Origin of the sequence: Mesonia mobilis DSM 19841 (assembly GCF_000423405.1) — a bacterium.
GTDB classification, from domain to species: Bacteria; Bacteroidota; Bacteroidia; order Flavobacteriales; family Flavobacteriaceae; genus Mesonia; species Mesonia mobilis.
This window is the reverse complement of record NZ_AUHX01000007.1, coordinates 105,139-126,032: the sequence shown is the minus strand read 5'-3', so window position 1 is coordinate 126,032 and position 20,894 is coordinate 105,139. Positions and strand designations below refer to the sequence as shown.

The 20,894-nt window shown below is 35.3% G+C and carries 18 protein-coding genes; 9 read left to right on the top strand and 9 right to left on the bottom strand.

Annotation, left to right across the window (positions count from 1 at the left end):
• The first annotated feature begins 18 nt into the window (after positions 1-18).
• The 3 genes from G551_RS0107670 to G551_RS0107660 all read left to right on the top strand — a co-directional run bounded on the left by G551_RS0107670 (position 19) and on the right by G551_RS0107660 (position 3,805).
• Positions 19-1,551 carry a DUF4301 family protein gene (locus G551_RS0107670; RefSeq protein WP_036243506.1) on the top strand — a complete coding sequence of 511 codons (1,533 nt, stop codon included), beginning with the start codon at positions 19-21 and terminating at the stop codon, positions 1,549-1,551.
• Positions 1,551-1,958, top strand: coding sequence for an alternative ribosome rescue aminoacyl-tRNA hydrolase ArfB (gene arfB / locus G551_RS0107665; RefSeq protein WP_027885015.1), 408 nt, complete (start codon positions 1,551-1,553; stop codon positions 1,956-1,958). The genes G551_RS0107670 and arfB overlap by 1 nt, the downstream gene beginning before the upstream one ends.
• Before the next feature lie 500 nt (positions 1,959-2,458).
• The gene (locus tag G551_RS0107660; RefSeq protein WP_027885014.1) at positions 2,459-3,805 is read left to right on the top strand and encodes a sigma-54-dependent transcriptional regulator; all 1,347 of its coding nucleotides are present in this window, start codon (positions 2,459-2,461) and stop codon (positions 3,803-3,805) included.
• Here the strand turns inward: G551_RS0107660 and G551_RS0107655 are convergent.
• Positions 3,795-6,239, bottom strand: a complete 2,445-nt coding sequence (locus tag G551_RS0107655; RefSeq protein WP_027885013.1) for an ATP-binding response regulator — start codon at positions 6,237-6,239, stop codon at positions 3,795-3,797. The two genes, G551_RS0107660 and G551_RS0107655, sit on opposite strands and share 11 nt — an antisense overlap.
• A gap of 297 nt (positions 6,240-6,536) precedes the next feature.
• Between G551_RS0107655 and G551_RS0107645 the strand changes: the two genes are divergently transcribed.
• Both G551_RS0107645 and G551_RS15560 read left to right on the top strand, forming a co-directional pair.
• On the top strand, positions 6,537-8,936 hold the full coding sequence (locus G551_RS0107645; RefSeq protein WP_027885011.1) for a TonB-dependent receptor: 2,400 nt from the start codon (positions 6,537-6,539) through the stop codon (positions 8,934-8,936).
• Between the two features lie 205 nt (positions 8,937-9,141).
• The gene (locus G551_RS15560; protein WP_051191325.1) at positions 9,142-10,143 is read left to right on the top strand and encodes an MBL fold metallo-hydrolase; all 1,002 of its coding nucleotides are present in this window, start codon (positions 9,142-9,144) and stop codon (positions 10,141-10,143) included.
• On the opposite strand, the gene G551_RS0107635 is transcribed toward G551_RS15560, so the two are convergent.
• The gene (locus G551_RS0107635) at positions 10,140-10,580 is read right to left on the bottom strand and encodes a hypothetical protein (RefSeq protein ID WP_027885010.1); all 441 of its coding nucleotides are present in this window, start codon (positions 10,578-10,580) and stop codon (positions 10,140-10,142) included. The two genes, G551_RS15560 and G551_RS0107635, sit on opposite strands and share 4 nt — an antisense overlap.
• A gap of 119 nt (positions 10,581-10,699) precedes the next feature.
• On the opposite strand from G551_RS0107635, the gene greA reads away from it, so the two are divergent.
• Positions 10,700-11,176 (top strand): transcription elongation factor GreA, encoded by a 477-nt coding sequence (gene greA, locus G551_RS0107630; protein ID WP_027885009.1) that lies wholly within the window; start codon positions 10,700-10,702, stop codon positions 11,174-11,176.
• Between the two features lie 65 nt (positions 11,177-11,241).
• On the opposite strand, the gene arsM is transcribed toward greA, so the two are convergent.
• Genes arsM through G551_RS0107600 form a run of 6 tightly spaced genes read right to left on the bottom strand, consistent with a single transcriptional unit; the run spans position 11,242 to position 15,582 of the window.
• A complete protein-coding gene (gene arsM / locus G551_RS0107625; RefSeq protein ID WP_027885008.1) occupies positions 11,242-12,210 on the bottom strand; it encodes an arsenosugar biosynthesis arsenite methyltransferase ArsM in 969 nt (322 codons plus the stop codon).
• Complete coding sequence (locus tag G551_RS0107620; RefSeq protein ID WP_036243503.1) at positions 12,207-13,022, bottom strand: purine-nucleoside phosphorylase; 816 nt, start codon at positions 13,020-13,022, stop codon at positions 12,207-12,209. Before G551_RS0107620 ends, arsM begins: the two co-directional genes overlap by 4 nt.
• On the bottom strand, positions 13,019-13,627 hold the full coding sequence (locus G551_RS0107615; RefSeq protein ID WP_027885006.1) for a TIGR04282 family arsenosugar biosynthesis glycosyltransferase: 609 nt from the start codon (positions 13,625-13,627) through the stop codon (positions 13,019-13,021). The genes G551_RS0107620 and G551_RS0107615 overlap by 4 nt, the downstream gene beginning before the upstream one ends.
• Positions 13,628-14,125 (bottom strand): rhodanese-like domain-containing protein, encoded by a 498-nt coding sequence (locus G551_RS0107610; protein WP_027885005.1) that lies wholly within the window; start codon positions 14,123-14,125, stop codon positions 13,628-13,630. It abuts the gene before it with no gap.
• Positions 14,126-14,131: 6 nt separating this feature from the next.
• Positions 14,132-15,187, bottom strand: a complete 1,056-nt coding sequence (gene arsS / locus G551_RS0107605) for an arsenosugar biosynthesis radical SAM (seleno)protein ArsS (RefSeq protein ID WP_027885004.1) — start codon at positions 15,185-15,187, stop codon at positions 14,132-14,134.
• Positions 15,188-15,246: 59 nt separating this feature from the next.
• Positions 15,247-15,582, bottom strand: a complete 336-nt coding sequence (locus G551_RS0107600) for an arsenosugar biosynthesis-associated peroxidase-like protein (protein ID WP_027885003.1) — start codon at positions 15,580-15,582, stop codon at positions 15,247-15,249.
• Between the two features lie 148 nt (positions 15,583-15,730).
• Here G551_RS0107600 and G551_RS0107595 point away from each other — a divergent pair, with 148 nt between their 5' ends.
• From G551_RS0107595 to G551_RS0107585, 3 genes are all read left to right on the top strand, one after another.
• Complete coding sequence (locus G551_RS0107595; RefSeq protein ID WP_027885002.1) at positions 15,731-18,049, top strand: sensor histidine kinase; 2,319 nt, start codon at positions 15,731-15,733, stop codon at positions 18,047-18,049.
• Between the two features lies 1 nt (position 18,050).
• Positions 18,051-18,413, top strand: a complete 363-nt coding sequence (locus G551_RS0107590) for a response regulator (RefSeq protein WP_036243501.1) — start codon at positions 18,051-18,053, stop codon at positions 18,411-18,413.
• Between the two features lie 118 nt (positions 18,414-18,531).
• The gene (locus G551_RS0107585; RefSeq protein ID WP_308426751.1) at positions 18,532-19,704 is read left to right on the top strand and encodes an MFS transporter; all 1,173 of its coding nucleotides are present in this window, start codon (positions 18,532-18,534) and stop codon (positions 19,702-19,704) included.
• Here G551_RS0107585 and G551_RS0107580 read toward each other — a convergent pair.
• Positions 19,697-20,671 carry an NAD(P)H-quinone oxidoreductase gene (locus tag G551_RS0107580; protein WP_027884999.1) on the bottom strand — a complete coding sequence of 325 codons (975 nt, stop codon included), beginning with the start codon at positions 20,669-20,671 and terminating at the stop codon, positions 19,697-19,699. The two genes, G551_RS0107585 and G551_RS0107580, sit on opposite strands and share 8 nt — an antisense overlap.
• Between the last annotated feature and the right edge of the window lie 223 nt (positions 20,672-20,894).

The window sequence follows — 20,894 nt, the reverse complement described above, 5'->3', positions numbered from 1 at the left end:
AAAATAATTCAACTGAAAATGATCAAGGAAGCAGACTTAAGTACGGAAGATGTAGCGCAGATAAAGGAATACGGTTTAGAAGTAGAAACCGTAAAAAAACAATTAGAGACTTTTAAAGAAGGTATTCCTAAAGTTGAATTAGTAAGCGCGGCAAATATTGGTTGCGGTATTCAGGCATTTAGCGAAGAAGAAGTTGAATTATTTTCTAGAAAATACGAAGATTCTAAATTAGAGATTATCAAGTTTATCCCGGCAAGTGGTGCGGCTTCGAGAATGTTTAAAGCATTGCATCAGTTTTTAGCAGATTATAGTCCGGAAGATAAATCGCTTTCAGACTTTTTAGTGGAAGAAAAATCAGAGTTATTAGATTGTTTTTTTGCTGAATATAAAAATTTCGCATTCTACGATGAGGTGATGCAGGAAATTAAAGATTCAGTTGAAAACTATGAAGCGCTTTCAGAAGATGAAAAACATTATGCTTTTGTAGAAACATTATTAAAAGAAGAAGGTTTAAATTATGCCAATCTGCCTAAAGGTTTGGTGCCTTTTCATAAGTATGATAGTTATTATGCAACCGCTTTTGAAGAGCATCTAGTAGAAGCTGCTAAATATGCCAGCAGAAACGAAAAAGCAAAATTACACTTCACAGTAACCGAAGATCATTTAAAAAAATTTAAAGAGACTTTCGCTGCTATTCAAGATCGAGTAGAAAAAGAAACCGGTGTAAGTTTTGAGGTTGACTATTCTTTTCAGAAGAAAACTACAGACACTATAGCGGTAGATTTTGACAATCAACCATTTCGTGATGACGAAGGGAAAATATTATTTAGACCCGGTGGTCACGGAGCGTTAATTGAAAATTTAAACGATATCGATGCCGACTTAATTTTTATAAAGAACATCGATAATGTGATTAAGCAAGAACATTTAGAAACCATTTCTAAGTATAAAAAAGCATTAGCAGGAGAATTAATTAATGTGCAAGAAAAAATCTTTGAGATCTTAAACAGAATCGATAAAGATGGTTTTAATAAGCATATTCTAGCAGCGGCAAACAGTCTTTTAGAAGAAAAGTTAAGCGTAAAAACGACTTTAGAAAACGAAGAAGATGTAAGAAACCTTTTAAACAGGCCTATTCGTATTTGCGGAATGGTCGAAAATCAAGGAGCTCCAGGCGGCGGACCATTTTGGGTAAAAGACGGCGAAGGCAATACATCCTTGCAAATTGTTGAAGGTGCTCAAATGGATACCGATAACGCAGAACAATACGAGATCGCGCAGAACGCATCGCATTTTAATCCGGTAGATCTAGTGTGTTCCGTAAGAAATTATAAAGGAGAAAAATTCAACTTAACAGAATATGTAAATCCTAAAAAAGGCTTTATTACCAAAAAATCGAAATTTGGTCGAAATGTAAAAGCTTTAGAATTACCGGGATTATGGAATGGAGCTATGGCGTATTGGAATACCATTTTTGTTGAAGTTCCTGTAATTACCTTTAATCCGGTAAAAAATGTGTGTGATTTACTTAATGAAAATCATCAAGTGTAATGCTTCGTCATCAAGAAGAATTATTACAAGAAGCAGATTTTAAAGCAGTTTTAAGCTCCGGTCCCGGCGGGCAACACGCCAATAAAACCAGTACCAAAGTAGTATTAGATTGGAGTTTAGCAAATTCTGAAGTTTTTTCTGAAGAGCAAAAAGAGCGACTTGAGTTTAAATTAAAGAACAGGCTTACCAAAGAAAATCTACTTCAGTTAAGTTCAGATCATACTAGAAGTCAGCATAAAAACAAAGAGATTTTAATTAAGCGTTTCTTTAAAGTTTTAGAAGATGCGTTAGCCATTCAGAAGCCGAGAAAAAAAACAAAACCTTCAAAAACTTCCAAGCTTAGAAGATTAAAAAATAAAAGAATTCATTCTGAAAAAAAGGCAAATCGAAAAAATCCTTTACCTTAAAAAGTGTGTAAGAAGTCTACAGTTTAATTGTAGACTTTTTGTTTTTCTACAGAAGGCTAAAAAGTATAATTACCTGTAAATAATTAATAAGTTACTTGTAATCAGTAAGTTGAATTTGTTTAGTGTTTGTTCTATTGGCTTGGCATAACTATTTCTATATTCTTAATAGCAATAATAAAAGTAATGATGAATAACTCTAATTTAATTGGCGTTTAGTTAGAGTTAGTTAGCAGCAAAATCCTAATCAAATTAATTGAGTAGAGTAGTTTTTAATTGGGAAACGAGATTTTATTAAATCTGTAGTCAAAGTGGTTAAGCGTGGTTTTTTATAATAAGCTTTGATTTCGATAAAACATTTGTAAAAATCTAAAAGTTACCCCCTGAGCAGTGATTTTGCTGCCCTTTAAAAAGAGGTCTTTGTAGGAGACCTCTTTTTTTTATGATTATTTTACAAAAGCTACTCGGCATATTTCCTAATTTTGCGAAACAAGATCATACGTATGGCTAAAATTCTAATTGTAGAGGATGATGTGGCGTTTTGCCAAATGTTAGAAACCTTTCTAACCAAAAAGGGATACGAAGTAAATGCTTCACATACTGGTAACGATGCGTTAGCCAAAATAAAATCGAATAACTACGATATAGTACTTACCGATGTACGTTTACCAGATCGTGATGGTAACGAGATTTTACAAATTTTAAAAGAAGAACATCCCGGTACTAAAGTAATTTTAATGACGGGTTATGCGGAAGTAAATCTAGCGGTAGATGCTATTAAAACGGGAGCTTTCGATTATATTTCTAAGCCTATTAATCCTGAGAAAATGCTTCAGGTTGTAAAAAGTGCTTTAGAAAACGAAGAAGATCAAGTGACCGATAAACCTACTAAAAGCCAAAAAGAAATTTCTAAGAGAAAAGTAGAAGGGAGTTATGTTGCCGGAGTGAGCGATGCTTCAAAAAAATTAAGTGATTACATTAAGTTAGTTGCGCCAACAAATATGTCGGTTTTAATTATTGGCGATAGCGGAACCGGTAAAGAGTATGTCGCTAAGAATATTCACGATCAAAGTAAACGTGCTAAAGAAACGTTTATCGCGGTAGATTGTGGGGCGATCCCAAAGGAAATTGCTTCAAGCGAATTTTTCGGACATATAAAAGGCTCATTCACCGGAGCAGTAAACGATAAAACCGGTCATTTTCAAGCAGCCAATGGCGGGACTTTGTTTTTAGATGAAATAGGAAATCTAAATTACGAATTGCAAGTCCAACTACTTCGAGCATTACAAGAACGAAAAATTAAACCGGTAGGAAGTAATCAAGAAATTAATGTAGATATTCGGGTGATTGCCGCCACGAACGAAGACTTAAAAAAAGCCGTGGAAAATGGTGATTTTAGAGAAGACCTTTACCATCGTTTAAATGAATTTAGCATTCAGGTGCCTGCTTTAAGAAAACGAAAAGACGATTTAATGTTATTTGCCGATCATTTTCTTGAAAAGGCGAATGAAGAGTTAGAACGTGATGTGGTAGGTTTTTCAGATGAAGCTTTAGAATTATTACATAGCTATTCTTGGCCGGGAAATTTGCGTGAAATGCAAAACACGATCAAACGTTCGGTATTGTTGGCTACCGGTAAAATTATTGATGTCGATGCGCTACCTATGCAAATGCAAACCGAAACAAAAGAAGAAGAAAGCTACAGTTTGTTTAAAAATAAAAATGAGCAAGAGCTTATTTTAGATGCATTAGAACAAGCTAATGGTAATAAAAGTAAAGCCGCCAGAATTTTATCGATCGACCGCAAAACACTCTATAATAAATTAAAACAGTACGATATTAAGTTATAAGCACTTTTTGAAGTTCATGTAGCAGTTGCTTTGTTTTTTCACTGGCTTTTTCAACTAAAAGATTAATATCTTCTTGATCAAGCGCAAGTTCGTGCTGTTTCTCCAATTTTTCAACGTGCGTGATTACCTCATTCGCTTTTAATTGCCTGAACATAGGCAGCATTTTATGCGCAACAAAAGTGACTTTTTTAGTGTCTTGTTGTTGGTTGGCTTCTTCTAGTAGAGTAAGATTTACTTTTGTATTTTCAATAAATGTTTTTAATAACACGTGTAGCGATTCTTTGTCACCATCGGTAAAAACCTGCAAATCGTGTAGATCGTATAAAATAGTTGCGCGAGGTTTTTCTTGTTTTTTAGCTGAATTTATTTCAGTTTCGGTATAATCTAAATCTAAAATTTTAGCAATTTTCAATAATAATTCACTAGCCTGAAAAGGTTTAATAATATTAGTTTCAAATCCTTTTTCAATATAAAATTTACGTCTAATTTCTGTTCTGCCGGAAAGTGCGATTACGGGGATATGCTTGAGTTTTTTATTATTTTTTAATTCTCTTATCAGCTCAAAACCGTTCACTTTTGGCATTTGTATATCGGTTAAAATAAGATCGTATTCTTCTTTTCTTAAATCTCTAAGCGCATTTTCTGGTTGGTTAGAAGTTGTGTGATCAAAACCGGCTTGGCTAACAATTTCTGCTGTTAAGGCTAATTGAGAAGGATCATCGTCTAAAATAAAGATCTTTTTACCTTTGGTTTCGGTAATGGTAATTTGTTTGGTCGCTTTTGAAGTCGCAATGTGTTTAGCATTTTCTACCGGAATAAGTAAGGTGAATTTACTTCCGCTACCAAGTTTGCTTTCCAAATAGATTTCGCCGTCTAGTAAATTCACTAATTTTTTGGTGATCGCTAAACCTAGGCCAGAACCGCCATATTTTTTTTCAATCGACGATTTTGCTTGAGAAAATTCTTCAAAAATAACTTGTTCTTGCTCTTTTGAAATTCCGATGCCGGTATCTTCAATTTCAATTTGAAGTTTATTGGTGGTGATCGATGAGGTGTCTAATTTCCCTGAAATCACGATGCTTCCTTTTTCAGTAAACTTGTAAGCGTTTCCGATTAAATTCATTAATATTTGCTGAATTCTAAACGGATCGCATAAATACGCTTGCTGAAATGTTTCCTCTAAATTAAGCTCAACATTTAATTGCTTGGGGTCTTCTGAAGGAATAATCCCATCTACACTATCTTTAATAAGATTGGCCGGCGTAAATGGAAGTTTTTCAATATTTATTTTTCCCGATTCTAGTTTCGAAAAATCTAATAAGTCGTTGACTAGATGAAGAATATATCCGGAAGATTTTTGTAGTTTCTCTAAATAATGCTGTTGTTTTTCAGAAAGTTCGGTTTTTAATAATAAATCAGAATAACCCGTAATAGTAGTAAGTGGCGAACGGAGATCGTGAGTTACTGCCGCCATAAATTGTTCTCTTCTTTTTAAAAGTAATTCGGCATAAGCTTTCGATTTCTCTAATTCGCTTCGGTATTTTTGACTTCGATTGGTATCTCTAAAAATGAGAATAACAAACAGTAAAATAGTAAGTACGCAAGCGACTCCTAAAATAATGATCAGGTTCGAAGTTTCATTCAACGTTGTTTGCGCAGAAGCAACCTGAGCAACCGATTTTTGCACTTCTTCCTGTTCAATTTGTGAACGCAATTTTCTAATTTGTACGGTTAGATCACGATCGGTTTCTAAAAGTTCGTTTTCTTTAATAGAAACGGAATTTTGGTATTCAATTTCTTCACTTTCTAATCGGCTTAACACGTTTTTCATGGTGTTAATTAAAGAATCTGCAGACTGCTGGGTAAGTTTGTTAGCATTATCTTGCTTAGCGTACTCTAAGTATTTTACTAATACTTCACGAACGTGAGGTTTGTAACTTTTTAAACGTTCTTCATAATTATCGTCTTCAAAAAGATAGTTCGTTTTTTCTAACTCGTTAAGCACACGATCGTAGTAATTTTCACTTCCGTTTTTCTTTCTAAGACTAAGTAATTCAAGAAGGTTTTGCTTTTTTAATGTTAGCAGCTGGTCGATGCTGTCTAAATCGACAATGGTCGAATCTCCCTTAGGGTAAGTAGTTTTTAACGAAGCTAATAAAACAGAGATCGTATCGAGCTGTTCATTAAAAACATCAATATTTTCTGGACGCTGGTTTTGTATAATATTTCGGCTAATACCTTCAGCGGTGTATAAATTGGTTACCGCTTCGCTAATAAGGAGTAAGCGTTTGTTGTTAATATTACCGAGTTTGTTGGTTTCAGTAAGATTTTCAACTTTTCCGTAGATAAACCAAACCGTCACTACTGCAAAAATAGTAAGCAGGATGTACCCAAAAAGTACCTTAAAAGTGATGGATTTTCTAGTGTTTTTCACGATAAACTCAAAAGTAAATGCTCCAAAGATAAAACTCCTTAAAATTATGGTAAATTAAAAAATAACTTATAAGTTTGCCGCAAATCTCAAAGGGGTGCCAATTGTGGCTGAGATCATACCCAAAGAACCTGGGCAGGTAATGCTGCCAAGGGATAAGAAAAGCTTGCTAGCGGCTTTTCTGGAATTTGTATGTACTCCTGAACGAACTTTAATTTTAGAAAAGTTTCTTCAGGATTTTTTTATTTTATTAATTAACCTAAGAATAATCGCCCCTTTTATTCGTAAATTTTATTACGAATGAAACATGTATTATTTGTGTTAGGCTTATTTCTACTAAGCCTTCCCGCCTTTGCTCAAGAAAATTATACGTTGAGCGGAACCGTAACTTTGAATGAAGAACCACTTGCCGGAGCTAACGTGATGGTAAAAAACCGAGACGAAGCGACGATCACCAATTTTGATGGTGAATATTCGTTGCAATTACCGGCAGGAGATTACACTTTAATTTTTAGCTACGGAAATCAAAAAGAAGTTGAAGTAAATTTAACCGGAAATCAAACCTTAGATGTCGATCTCACCAATGCTGAAGAGACTTTAGATGAAGTTTTCCTATCTTCAATTCGTGTCGATGCAGATTCGCCTATTACTTATAGTAACCTGAGCAACGAAGAAATTGCTGAACGTAATTTAGGGCAAGACATTCCGGTGCTTATGAATTATTTACCATCGGTAGTTACCACAACCGACGCCGGAAATGGCGTAGGTTATACCGGTATTCGCGTTCGTGGTAGTGACGCTACGAGAACCAATGTAACCGTAAACGGAATCCCGATAAATGATGCTGAAAGTCAAGGAACTTTTTGGGTAAACATGGGAGATTTTGCTTCATCCACAGAAAATATTCAGTTGCAGCGTGGTGTAGGAACTTCAACTAACGGAGCCGGAGCTTTTGGTGCAAGTATCAATATTTTAACCGATCGTTATAGCGAAGAAGCTTTTGCAGAAATTGCGAATAGTTATGGTTCTTTTAATACCAGAAAACACACCGCGAAATTTGGTACAGGACTTATCGATGATCATTGGTCGTTTACCGGTCGTGCTTCACAAATTAAAAGTGATGGGTATATCGACCGTGCAGAATCAGACCTAAAATCGTATTTCTTACAAGGAAGCTACGTAAATAATGGTACCATCGTGAAAGCCATTATGTTTGGTGGTAAAGAACGAACTTACCAAGCTTGGTATGGTGTAGAACAATCGACGATTGATGAAAGAGGAAGAAGATATAATCCTGCGGGAATTTACTTTGATGAAGATGGGAATGAAAAGTTTTATGACAATCAAACCGATAATTACCAACAAGACCATTACCAATTACTGTGGAATCAAAAATTCGATAATAACTGGTCAACTAACTTGGCCTTTCATTATACGCGCGGTAAAGGTTATTATGAAGAATATGAAGAAGATGCCAGTTTGCTCGATTTCGGTTTAACTCCGTTTACGGCCAATGGTGAAGAAGTAACCACTTCAGATTTAGTGAATACAAGTTGGTTAGATAATCATTTTTACGGAACCACTTTCAGCGGCAATTACCAAAACGAGAAATTAGATCTTGTACTTGGTGGTGGTTGGAACCGTTACGATGGTGATCATTTTGGAGAAGTGATTTATACTAGATTTGCTCAAAACAAGGATCCTTATGAGCCATTTTACGAAAATAATGCGGTAAAAACAGATTTTAATATCTACGGAAAAGCGACGGTTTCGTTAACCGATAAACTTGCTGCCTTCGGAGATCTTCAGTTAAGAACCATTAATTATGAAGGAAACGGACCTACGCAAGAAGTAGCTAACTTTCCGATCGATGCTAATTTTTCATTTTTTAATCCTAAAGGAGGTTTAACTTATCAACTTAACCAAATCAATCAATTTTATGCTTCGGTAGCGGTGGCGCATCGTGAGCCATCACGTTCAGATTACGAAGATGCTTTTGAGCAAGGATTAGCAGCTCCCACCGAAGAGCGTTTGGTCGATTACGAATTAGGTTGGCGTTACAAAGCAGAAAAAGCACAAATAAATACCAACCTTTATTTTATGAATTATAAAGACCAATTGGTCTTAACCGGCGAGATTGATGAAGAAGGCGCTGCGATTAGAAGAAATAGCGGAGAAAGTTATCGCTTAGGTTTAGAAGTAGACGCGACCTTTAAGGTCACCGATTTTTTAAGCATTCGACCTAATGTGGCAATTAGTCAAAACAAAAACCGAGAATACAACACATTTTTAGATGGAGAGTCTGTCACTTTTGAAGATACCGATATTGCTTTTTCACCCAATATCATCGCCGGAAATATGATTAGAATTCAGCCGGTAGAAAATCTCCAGATCAATGTATTAACCAAATATGTTGGCGAGCAATATATGAGTAATTATGAAGTTGAAGCTTCTAAGTTGGAAGATTACACTACCACCGATTTAAATATTCAATATACCTGGCAAAACGCTCCGTTATTTAAAGAAGTAATATTTACCGGTTTGGTAAATAATATTTTCGATGAAGAATACATCTCGAACGGTTATTATTATACCTACGATATTCCTAACGACGATGGGAGTACGACCACTTACGATGGTGCCGGTTACTATCCGCAGGCAACGATTAACTTTTTAGTCGGGATGACGTTAAGATTTTAAATTGAATAAATACTAACCTATCTATTCAAAGGCTTTCTGGAAACAGGAAGCCTTTTTTAGTTTCTCTTTGACTTTAGAAACGCCAAAAAGCTATTACTTTTGAAGTTCCTTCCACTTGTAATTACGAAATGAGCCATAACAAAATGTTGATACGCAAAATGTACAATGGCGAATTCTATCAGAATAAAAAAATAATAGAGAACAGATGAAAATCTCCATCAATTCAAAAATCCCTTCATCAACAATAGAAAATGGTGTTTACCAAAATTTAGAAACAACACCGATGATGACAGACGATGCTTCTTATTTTAAAATTTTCCGGAAGCAATTTTCGCTTCCCAAAACGGTTTCGCCGCAAGAAAAAATACCAAGCGTCACCACCGATATAGAGAATTTTTATAGTGAAAAACCCGCAGTAATTTGGTTTGGACATTCTTCCTATTTAATTCATTGTCGAGGCATACATATTTTAGTAGATCCTGTTTTTTGCGGTTATGCTTCTCCGTTTTCATTTATGATGAAAGCTTTTGAAGGAGCCAATACTTATGGAGTAGAAGAGATGCCAACCATCGATTTTCATTTGCAAACTCATAATCATTACGATCATTTAGATAAAAAGAGTATAAAAGCACTTCGGCCTAAAACCAAGCAATATTTAGTGCCAAAAGGCGTCAAAAAAGATATGCTGAGTTGTAAGATTGCTGAAGAAAAAATCACAGAACTCGATTGGGGAAGTCATTTAGAAATTTCAGAAGAAATAAAAATTACCGCAACACCGGCGAGACATTTTTCCGGTAGAAGTTTAAAACGAAATACTTCACTTTGGTCTTCTTACGTGTTAGAACTATTTGGTTACAAGATTTTTATTGGCGGCGATTCTGGTTACGGTAAACATTTTAAAGAAATAGGAAACGCTTTTGAAAAATTTGATATAGCCATTTTAGAATGCGGGCAATATGGCGAATATTGGCCGCTAATTCATACTCAACCTGAAGAGATCATTGAGGTTGCTAACGATTTAAATGCCGAAGTAATTCTACCGGTACATTGGTCGAAATTTAAATTGGCTTACCATTCTTGGCAAGAACCGATCGAGCGTTTATTAAAAGCAGGAAAAGATAAAAAAATAGCGACTCCACAAATTGGAGAGCCGCTAATTTTAGAAGAAAAACTTCCACAAACTCAATGGTGGAAAGATATTTCTTAGTTATTGGTTACTCTGTAAACCCCAGGTGAAACTTCAGAAACTCGATAATTATAAAGTGTATATTCAAGATTTTCTCCTTCAATAAAGTTACCGTTAAATAACTCGTATTTGTTTCCTTCGCAGTTACAAACTACATGTGGACCTTCAAGTTGCATCGATGTACAGCTGTTATCTCTAGGATGGTTGGGATCAATAGCATCCCAAGCAACAATGCTACTACCGTTATTCATTAGAAAAATACCTCCGTTTCCATAACCTCCAACGTAAACTGGGCTTCCGACACTTACACTTAGGTTGCTGAATTGAGGGAAACTCGTATCTACGGTAAAGTTTACATTTACATCCAGTAAATTGGGGTTGTTTTGGCGATGGTTGTCATCGCTACTACAAGCTATGGTTAGTATTGCAGAAAGTATGAGTATATAAACTTTTTTCATTTTAAAAAATTTTGTGGGCCAAGGTAACATAATTGCTAAGCTTGTTAAAATTTATTATATTTGTTTTAATCGAATCCCATGAGAGTGGGATTCTTTTTGTATATATAAACGATGAAGTTATGAGTAAAGTATCTTATTATACTGAAGAAGGACTTAAAAAATTAAGAGACGAGTTAAATCATCTAAAAGATGTAGAACGTCCTGCAGCTTCACAAGCAATTGCAGAAGCGAGAGATAAAGGCGATTTAAGTGAAAATGCCGAATACGACGCCGCCAAAGAAGCCCAAGGTTTATTAGAGATGAAAATTTCTAAATTAGAAGAAGTGGTAGCCAATGCGAGAGTGATCGATGAGTCTCAATTAGATACTTCTAAAGTCTTGATACATAGTTCTGTGAAAATTAAAAATACCACGAACGGAATGGAAGTAAAATACAAATTGGTTGCGCAAAGTGAAGCCGATTTAAAAAGTGGTAAAATTTCGGTAGATTCTCCTATTGGTAAAGGTTTACTAGGAAAAAAGGTAGGTGATACTGCCGATATTCAAGTGCCAAACGGTACGATGACTTTCGAGATCTTAGAAATTTCGAGAGGTTAGTTTTAAACCTATATAGCAAATAAAAAAGCCTCTTCAAATTGAAGAGGCTTTTTTTATTTTTCAATTTAGCAACAACCGCCGCCATCGTAGTGAAAAGTCGATTCACTGATGAATATATCGTCTTGATTTAAACTGGCTAATGCGCCGGCAGTTTTATCACAAACCGCTAACGGCTGATTTTTAAGCAAAATATGTCCTTTTTTATCATCAAAAAAGTCTTCTTCGCCATAATAAATGGCAGCTTTCCCGGTGAAAATACAAGGGCCGTCTTCCGGCATCGGATCTTTTATGGCTGCAACTTCAATACTCTCAATATAAATGCGCTCTTCGGTGGGGTAGTTTTTAGCGTCTAAAATTCGGTAGGGTTTTTTAGCTCTAATTTCAATAGTACCAAAACCGGCATCGGTGAGCATTTTTACGTATTCATTTAAAGGCAAACTTCCGCTTAGACAAAGCGCTCGAAGTCGCTCGTCGTTGCGTAAAGTTTCATTCATTTCTTGCTCACAAATGGGATCGCTCATCACTAACCTGCCGTGAGGTTTTAAGACGCGATACATTTCTGCAATAGCTTTTTTTAATTCTTCAGTTTTAAAAATATTGAAGAGACAGTTTTGAGCCGCAACATCGATCGTGTTATCTTCAACCGGTAAATTTAACGCATCGCCTTTTTTTAGATCGACAAATTCAGACTTGAACCAAGGATTTAATTCTTCTGCTTCTTTGAAGTTTTTACGGGAAGCCTCAAGCATCTCATCAACCACATCTATGCCTACTACACCATTTTTTTGTCTAGAGAAATAGGCAAATTGTAGTAGTTCCATTCCGCCACCAACACCTACATAAAGTGTTTTTGGGTTGTTGACTAAATCTCTGGCATGTACGGTGCTTCCGCAGCCATAATTCATTTCTTGCATGGTCTTCGGAATTTTTAATCCCGGTAATTCCCAAACAGGATTGGTTGTGCAACAAAGTCCGACATCTGGAGTTAAAGCGGCTTCTTTATAGACGTTTTTGGTAGTTTCTAAATAACTCATACTTTAATAGCCTTAATTAATTCTTTAAATAAAACGATCATATTGGGTTCTGCTTTTGCAGCCATAGCGATAATTTCTTTAATGTCGACCGGCTCTAAATTATCGGGATCACCTTCATCAGTCAATACAGAAACCGCGACGACCGGTAATTTTAAATGGTTGGCGACAATAATTTCGGGTACGGTACTCATCCCAACAGCGTCGGCCCCAATAGTTCTTAGCATTCGGTATTCGGCACGCGTTTCAAGTTGAGGTCCGAGTACAGAAGCGTAAACCCCTTTATTTAGTTTGATTTGATTTTGTTTAGCGATCGCTTCAACTTTTTCACTCATTTGCTTATCGTAAGGGCAACTCATATCTACAAAACGTTCGCCGTATTGAGAAACGCCTTTAAAGGCTAGGGGAGAACCGCCTAATAAATTAATATGATCGTCGATTAGCATTAATTCACCTTTCTTAAATTCAGGATTTATTGCTCCCGAAGCATTAGAAACCAATAATTTTTTAATGCCTAAACGGTGCATAATTCTTACAGGAAAAGTAACGTCTTGCAAGCTGTAACCTTCGTATAAATGAAAGCGACCTTGCATAATTACTACTTTCTTGCCTTCTAATTCGCCATAAATTAAATGACCTTTATGAAACTCAACCGTTGCGGTCGGGAAATTAGGAATGTGGTTGTAACTTACCTCTTCCAGGATTTTTACTTCTTCTAAAAGTTTCCCTAAACCAGTCCCTAAAATAATGCCGACTTCCGGAGCTTCAAAACCTTTGTTTTTAAGATATTTTACCGTTTGTTCTATATGTCTCATGAATTTATATATTGTTGAAATACCTCGATATTCTTTATATCATCGATGGTATCGATATCGTTTTTTTGCGTTAATAAAGCTACTTTTTTATTTTTTAAAATGTGCAAAGTTTCTTTTAAAACTGTAGCAGTACTCCAATTAATTTCTTGAAAAACCGCCGGAGTAAATTTTTTCATCCCTAATAAATAATAGCCGCCATCTTTTGCCGGACCAATTACATAATCGTTATGCGTTAGTTGAAGAAAAGCTTCATCGATATCACGAGTTTGTAAATCGTATAGATCGCTGCCAATAATCACGACTTTTTCGTAATTATTCTGAAAACCTTCTTGAAAGGCATTGCTCATTTTTTCACCTAGATCATCACCACGTTGAGTTTTTTTGCTGAAATAGGTTGAAGAAAAATCATCTTGATCGATAGGTTCTATATTGTAAAAAACCACTTTGTCGGCAGAAAGATCTTGTGTGACTTTTGCGGTGTGTTGAAGTAGTTTTTTATAAACTTCTAAAGCCGCAGTATCACCAATACTTTTGGCTAATCGGGTTTTACATTTTCCTAATTCAGGGTTTTTGGTGAAGATGATAAGCAGGTTTTTTGAATTCATTTAGTAAACTTTTTCAGCATTTTTTAGCCATTTAGACCATCTTCTGCTATAGGCGTGAACTTTGTTGTTGGTTTCTTTGTTTTCTGAAGTAAATACCGGGTAGTTATTGTTTTTCCATTCAAAAATTCCGCCATATAAATTCTGAATATTTTTGTAACCTAATTGCTGAAGTTTTTCTCCAATCTTTTCAGAACGAACGCCTAACGAACAATACACCACGATCGGCTGATTTTTATCCGGGAATTGTTGCTGAATTTCTTCCGCAGAAAAATCTTTATAGCCAACATAAGTCGCATTTTTTAAATGACTTACCTGAAACTCTTCCGGTTCGCGAGCATCTAACAAAATCACGCTGTCTTTTTGCTGAATAGCTTTTAGTTGTTCAACAGAAATATAAGGTACCGAATGCGAGTTGTAACGATCGAGAACTTCTTCAACAGAATTTTGAGAAATACAAGACAGGCAACTTAACAATAAAAATAATCTTGATAGTTTCATATACTTTTAAGCAACGGTTCCTTGGCAACTACTTCCTGCGCCGGCAGTACAACCGTAACAATGTTGCGAGATAATAATATTCCTGTTTTGTATCGCATCTTCGTCGTAATTGCTAATGTGCTTTACGCTGCTATTCACTTTTAATTCGAGCATTTGGTTAAAGTCGCAATCGTAAAGCCAACCATCCCAACTTACCGAAAGGGTGTTTCTGCACATGACATTTTGTACTGCGGCAGGATTGTATGCATTCACCAATTCGTACATATAATCTTCATAATTTTCTGAAGCAATTAAATACTCTAAAAATCTACTAATTGGCAGATTCGTAATTGCAAAAAGACTGTTGAAGTCGATATCAAAATCTTCTTTAAGCGCGGTTTTAAAGTCACTTTCCATCGCATCTTGATCTTTGGGTAAAAATGCACCGGAAGGATTATACACTAAATCTAATTTTAAGCCGCTACCTTCTTTCCCGTAACCTACTGCATTCAGCATCTGCAAAGCTTGTATCGATTTATCGAAAACCCCTTCGCCACGTTGTTTGTCAGTTTTTTCTCTTTTATAAAAAGGTAGTGAAGAAACCACGTGAACATTATGTTTTTTGAAAAACTCCGGCAAATCGTAGTATTTTTTATTAGCTACGATAATGGTAAGGTTAGAGCGAACGATAAAATCTTTAATTCCTGCTTTAGAAGCTTCTTCTACAAACCAACGAAAATTAGGATTCATCTCTGGCGCGCCACCGGTGAGATCTAAAGTATGCGCACCGGTTTTTTTAATCGCTTCCAGGCAATGTTGCATGGTTTCGACCGTCATGATCTCTTTACGATCGGGACCGGCATCTACGTGGCAATGTGAACAAACTTGATTACACATATAACCTAAATTGATCTGAAGAATCTCTAAAGGTTTTGGTTGTAATGGAAAATCGTCTTCCTTCTCAAGCTTATGCTTAAACGTAGGTAATTCACCATCGGCAAATAAGCCTTCGCTTAAATATTCTAATTGCTTTTGCGGGTTTGATAATTCGTTATTTCTGGCCGAAAGCGACTTGGTGCTCATAAACGGTTTGGTTTTTAGTTGAAATACTTAACGAAAAATAGGTAGTCGCAGTTTTAAGACTACATCGATAATTTCTTGTATTTATTCATCATTTGTACACCGTGAACTAAAGTAGCTCCGCTTTCTATAGCTGCGCCGGCGTGAACGGCCTCCATCATTTCTTCTTTGGTAATGCCGCGTTCTAAACCATCTTTGGTATAAGCATCGATACAATAAGGGCATTTAACAACGTGCGCAACGGCCAACGCAATAAGCGATTTTTCTCGGGCAGAAAGTGCGCCTTCTTCAAAAACGCTTCCGTAGTAATCAAAAAATTTCTTTCCTAATTCTTCACTCCATTCGGTAATTTCTCCAAACTTTCTTAAATCTGAAGGATCGTAATAAGGTTTTGACATAGCAATATTTTTAAAACATTTTAGGTTAAAGGTAAAAAAATAAGCAGAAATACAGCATATTGATAATTTTATTAAATAAATAAAGAAAATTTGTAAGAAATTTGTCATATTTCTTAGATTAGCTAATCACTAACTATTTCTACTCTAAATGCAATTAGAGGATAACCGTTATCATATACATTGGTTTTACAACCATCCGTACTTACTTTCTACATTAACTTTTGTAGTGGTATTTGGGCTTTCTTTTTTGATAGCTCAGAAGGACTTATGGATTAATCAAGAAAAAGAAGCGCATAAAGCAACCGAAACTTTACAAGAGGTAGAGGGAAAAATTGATCAAATTCTAAAAAGTAGCTATGTTACTACATTATCTATAGCTTTAACTATAGACGATAACGGAAAACCCAAAAATTTTAATACAGTTGCTGAAAAACTTTTTAATTCTAACCCAAATATTGACGGAATAGAGTTAGTGCCCGATGGAGTAATAAAATATGTTTACCCTTACGAAAAGCATAAAGGAGCAATTGGTTTAAATGTTCTTGATTATGAGTATTCAAAAACCGAAGCGAAAAAGTCGATAGAAAGTGGTAAAATGTTCTTTGCCGGACCCTTAAAATTTAAACAAGGCGGCTTTGGTATTATAGGAAGATTGCCTGTTTATGCAGATGATGGCTTTTGGGGTTTCTCTGCGGTGATGATTAACTTAGAAACTTTTCTAGAAAAGTCGGGAATTCAAAACTTGGCTGATGAAGGCTATAATTATAGGTTTACCAAAATAAACCCCAATACCGGAGAGCGAGAAATTTTTAATGATAATAATAGTGAAGATTTCGATTTTAGTAAAGCTGAAAAAATTGTTGTTGAAGACGCCGAATGGGAAATTTATTTAGGTCAAGATAACTCACATAAAGCTTTTATTGCCGCTTCACCTTTTTTAATTTTTGGTTTATTTCTAGCCTTTGGTTGTGCGCTTTTAACTTACGTAGTTTTGCAGCGCCCGGCTCAACTTCAGCGTTATATTAAATTGCAAACCGCTAAACTTTTAAATTCTGAAATTAAGTATAAAGCAATTTTTCAGGAAGCGGGTATGTCAATTATTCATTTAGATGAAAATGAAAAATTTATAGAAGCGAATCCGAAATTTTTATCGAAGACCGGCTATACGATTGATGAATTAAAAGGTGAAAGGTTTTCGAAGTTTCTTCAGCTTCAAGACGATTCATTTAAAAAGCTTTTGAATTACGATAAGTTTGAAGGCAAGCTCATATGTAAACGAGGCCTAAAGAAAATTGTTAGGGTAACAAATTCAGCCTTAGAAGTAAACCATCAAATTACCCATATTCTTTTAATTGAAGACGTAACCAAACGTAAAAAATCTGAAAAGAAATTAAAAGACTTACAAGATCGCATGCAAATGGCCATTCGAATCTCTAAACTTGCTTACTGGGATTGGGAGCCTGAAAAAGGGAAAATAAGATGGTCAGATCGAATGTATAAGATATTTGATATTGATAAAAACCAAAAACTTGATAGTGATACATTATCGAATAGAGTTCATCCTGAAGATTTTGAAAAATATAAGCAAGATTTAAAGAGAATACTAGAAACAAAAGAAGGAACGACCTTAGAGCATAGAATACTAGATACTAATAATAAGCTAAAACATATTTTAACGCGGGTTGAGTGCGAAACCTCAGAAAACGGAATATTCAAAGTAAAAGGAACGACAGTCGATCAAACCGATAAGAAAGAAGCGATGATTAACTTGCAGCATTCTTACCAAATGGTGGTCGAGCAAAATGAACGTTTGTTGAATTTCTCTTACATTGTTTCTCATAACTTAAGGTCGCATTCGAGCAATATTCAAGGCTTAATTCATTTAATTCGAGATCTAGAAACTTTTGAAGAGAAGAAAGAAATGTTTAATTTATTAGAAGAAGTCACCATTTCTTTAGATGAAACTTTAACCGATTTAAATGAAGTGATTCACATTCAAAAAAGTGATGGCGGTTTGGTTGAAGAAATAACTTTAAAGCCATTTTTGCAGCGAATAAAAAACATTTTAAAAAGAGAAATTAAGTGCAACAACATAACGATCACCGAAAATATCCCTGAAGGAGAGCAACTTAAATTTAATCCCGCATACTTAGAAAGTGTACTACTCAATATTATTTCTAACGCTATAAAATATAGAGATAAGCAGAGAAATTCAGAAATTAATCTTATCTTTAGTGAAACCGAAGAGTTTAAAATTCTTCAAATTAAAGATAATGGTATTGGCATCGATCTAGACTCTTATAAAGGTCAGATCTTTGGCATGTATGAAACTTTTACAGATTTTAAAAACTCACGAGGTATAGGTTTGTTTGTAACCAACAACCAGATGAAAGCTTTAGGAGGTAAAATTGAAATTGAAAGCGAGTTAAATAAAGGGTCTGTTTTTACCCTGTATTTTAAAAAGTAGTATGGAAATTTGTATAGTAGATGACGATAGAGTTTACCAACTCTTAATGAAAAGACTTATCAATAGAATTGATGGGAACATCGCTATAAGAACATTTTATAATGGCGAAGATGCTTTCAACTACTATAAAAACAACCATTGCAAATGCCAAATCATGCTACTCGATATCAATATGCCTAAAATGGATGGTTGGGAGTTTCTTGAAAATATTAATAAAGAAGATTTTAAAGACTCTTGCATTTATTTGGCAACTTCATCTATCGATTATTCCGATCAAGAACGTGCTAAACAATTTGATAAAGTAAAAGGTTATTTAACCAAACCTATTACGAAAGAGAAAATTTTAGAAATTACCAAAGAATGAATTTATAATCTCAATCGATATCGTTAGTAAACTCTATATTGCGGTAGTAAAACTTTATCATTAGTTTTCTTTTCAGTTTAAAATTCCGACTACATTTGCAGCTTCAAATTGAAGCAATATGAATATTCAAAAAAGTTTAATCGCCTTAGCCATTGGCGGTTTTGGGATTGGGATGACAGAGTTTATGATGATGGGTTTGCTGCCAGATATTGCTTCAGATCTATCGGTTAGTATTCCAGAAGCAGGTTACCTTATCTCATCATATGCATTAGGAGTTGTAATTGGTGCGCCATTATTGGTGCTCATTGCCGGTAACTTTCCACCTAAAAAACTTCTCATAGGCTTAATGGTTTTATTTACGGTGTTTAATGGTTTGTCGATCATCGTGCCTTCCTATAATTTATTTTTAGTAACCCGTTTACTTTCAGGTTTACCACACGGAGCTTTTTTTGGAGTTGGTGCCGTAGTTGCCGGTAAATTAGCGAAGCAAGGCAAAGAGGCGAGTGCGATCGCTATTATGTTTAGTGGTTTAACTTTTGCGAATATTGTTGGTATCCCGTTAGGAACTTATGTCGGGCAAAGTATTTCTTGGCGCTATAGTTTTTTAATAGTCGCTGCAATTGGACTGTTAGCGATACTTTCTTTGATCTTTTGGATGCCTAAAATTGAAAAAAATGAAGGTGAAAAACCCAAAGAAGGACTTAAAATATTTAAACATTTAGAACCTTGGTTGGTATTACTTATTACGGCAGTTGGTACGGGAGGCTTTTTTGCGTGGTTCAGTTATATCACTCCGCTACTTACTGATGTAAGCGGATTTGCAAAATCTAACGTCACATTTATCTTGATGATGGTAGGAGTAGGGATGACGATTGGTAATTATATTGGTGGTCGATTGGCAGATGCTATTTCACCTATTAAAGCAGGAACGATCTTGCTTTTCACTATGGTTATTTGTCTCTTCGGAATTAAACTAGTTGCTGAAAACCAAATGCTATCGCTAGTGATGAATTTTATTACCGGTATCGTTGCGTTTTCGGTAATCGCACCTATTCAGATGTTAATGATCAAATCTGCAAAAGGAGCAGAAATGTTAGCTTCAGCGAGTATGCAGGCCGGTTTTAATATCGGAAATGCTTTAGGAGCTTTTTTCGGAGGAATACCTATTGATAACGGATTTGGTTACACTTCACCAGAAGTTGTCGGCGCTTTTATGGCGTTTTTAGGAGCTTTAATTTGTATTTCTGTCATGCTTAACCGCAAACGAGTAGCTCGAAAATATGCTATTTAACCTCGAGAATTATTTTACCAATATGATTGCTGCTTTCCATTAATTTATGAGCTTCATTCGCTTTTGATAGCGGAAATTTCTTATAGACCACAGGTTTTATTTCTTCGGAAGTAAAAAGCGGCCAAACTTTAGCTTTAATTTCTTGAGCTATTTTGGCTTTTACATCAATAGGTTGAGGTTTTAGAAGACTTCCGGTTAAGGTGATATTTTTAGAAATAACCTGCCAAAGGTCTATGGTTACTTCCGCAGATTTCATGGCATTAATATTTACGAGTCTTCCTTTGGGTTGAAGTAGTTCCAGGTTTTTATTTGTGTAATCGCCACCAACCATATCTAAGATCACATCAAGCTTTTCATCTTTCAATACTTCTTGAAAATCTTCTTCTTTATAATTGATCGCTTTGGAAACCCCAATGTTCTTTAAAAATTCTATTTTTTCAGAAGAACCCGCTGTAGCAAATGTTTCAATTTCTAAAGCCTTGGCAATTTGTAAACCCATCACGCCAACGCCGCTCGTGCCACCGTGAATAAGTAATTTTTCTCCAGATTTTAGATTCGCCTGCTGAAATAAATTAAACCAAACCGTAAAGATCACCTCCGGTAACGAAGCGGCTTCTACAAAACTCAAACCTTCGGGAATGGGCAAGCATAAACGTATATCAACACAAATATATTCGGCATAACCGCCGCCGGCTACTAAGGCGCAAATCTTATCGTCAATTTTAAAGTTAGAAACTTGAGAGCCTATAGCTTCAATCACTCCGGAAACTTCTAACCCGGGAATTTTAGCTGAAGGCAAATCGTCACCGTATGCATCAGGATTCTCACGCGTTAAAATATCGCTTCGGTTAACCCCGGCTGCTTTAATTTTTAGGAGAACTTCGTGTTCTTGAGGAGAAGGTTTTTCGGTTTCTTGAAGTTGAAGTACTTCAGGTCCGCCGGCTCGTGTAGTAAATATAGCTTTCATCTTTTTATTAGAAAGTTACAAATGATATTCTATTAATCTCTTAAGAAAATCATATTTGTCAGATTCTTAAATTTTAGGATTATATTTTATTTAAAAATTAATTAATTAACGCTAAATCACTGAGTTTTTAAACATTCAGAAAATCTCCAAAAATCACATCATTTTCCGAGTTTGTTCTAAGTTTTTTCATTTATATTAGTTGATTCAACAAACAAATCAACTC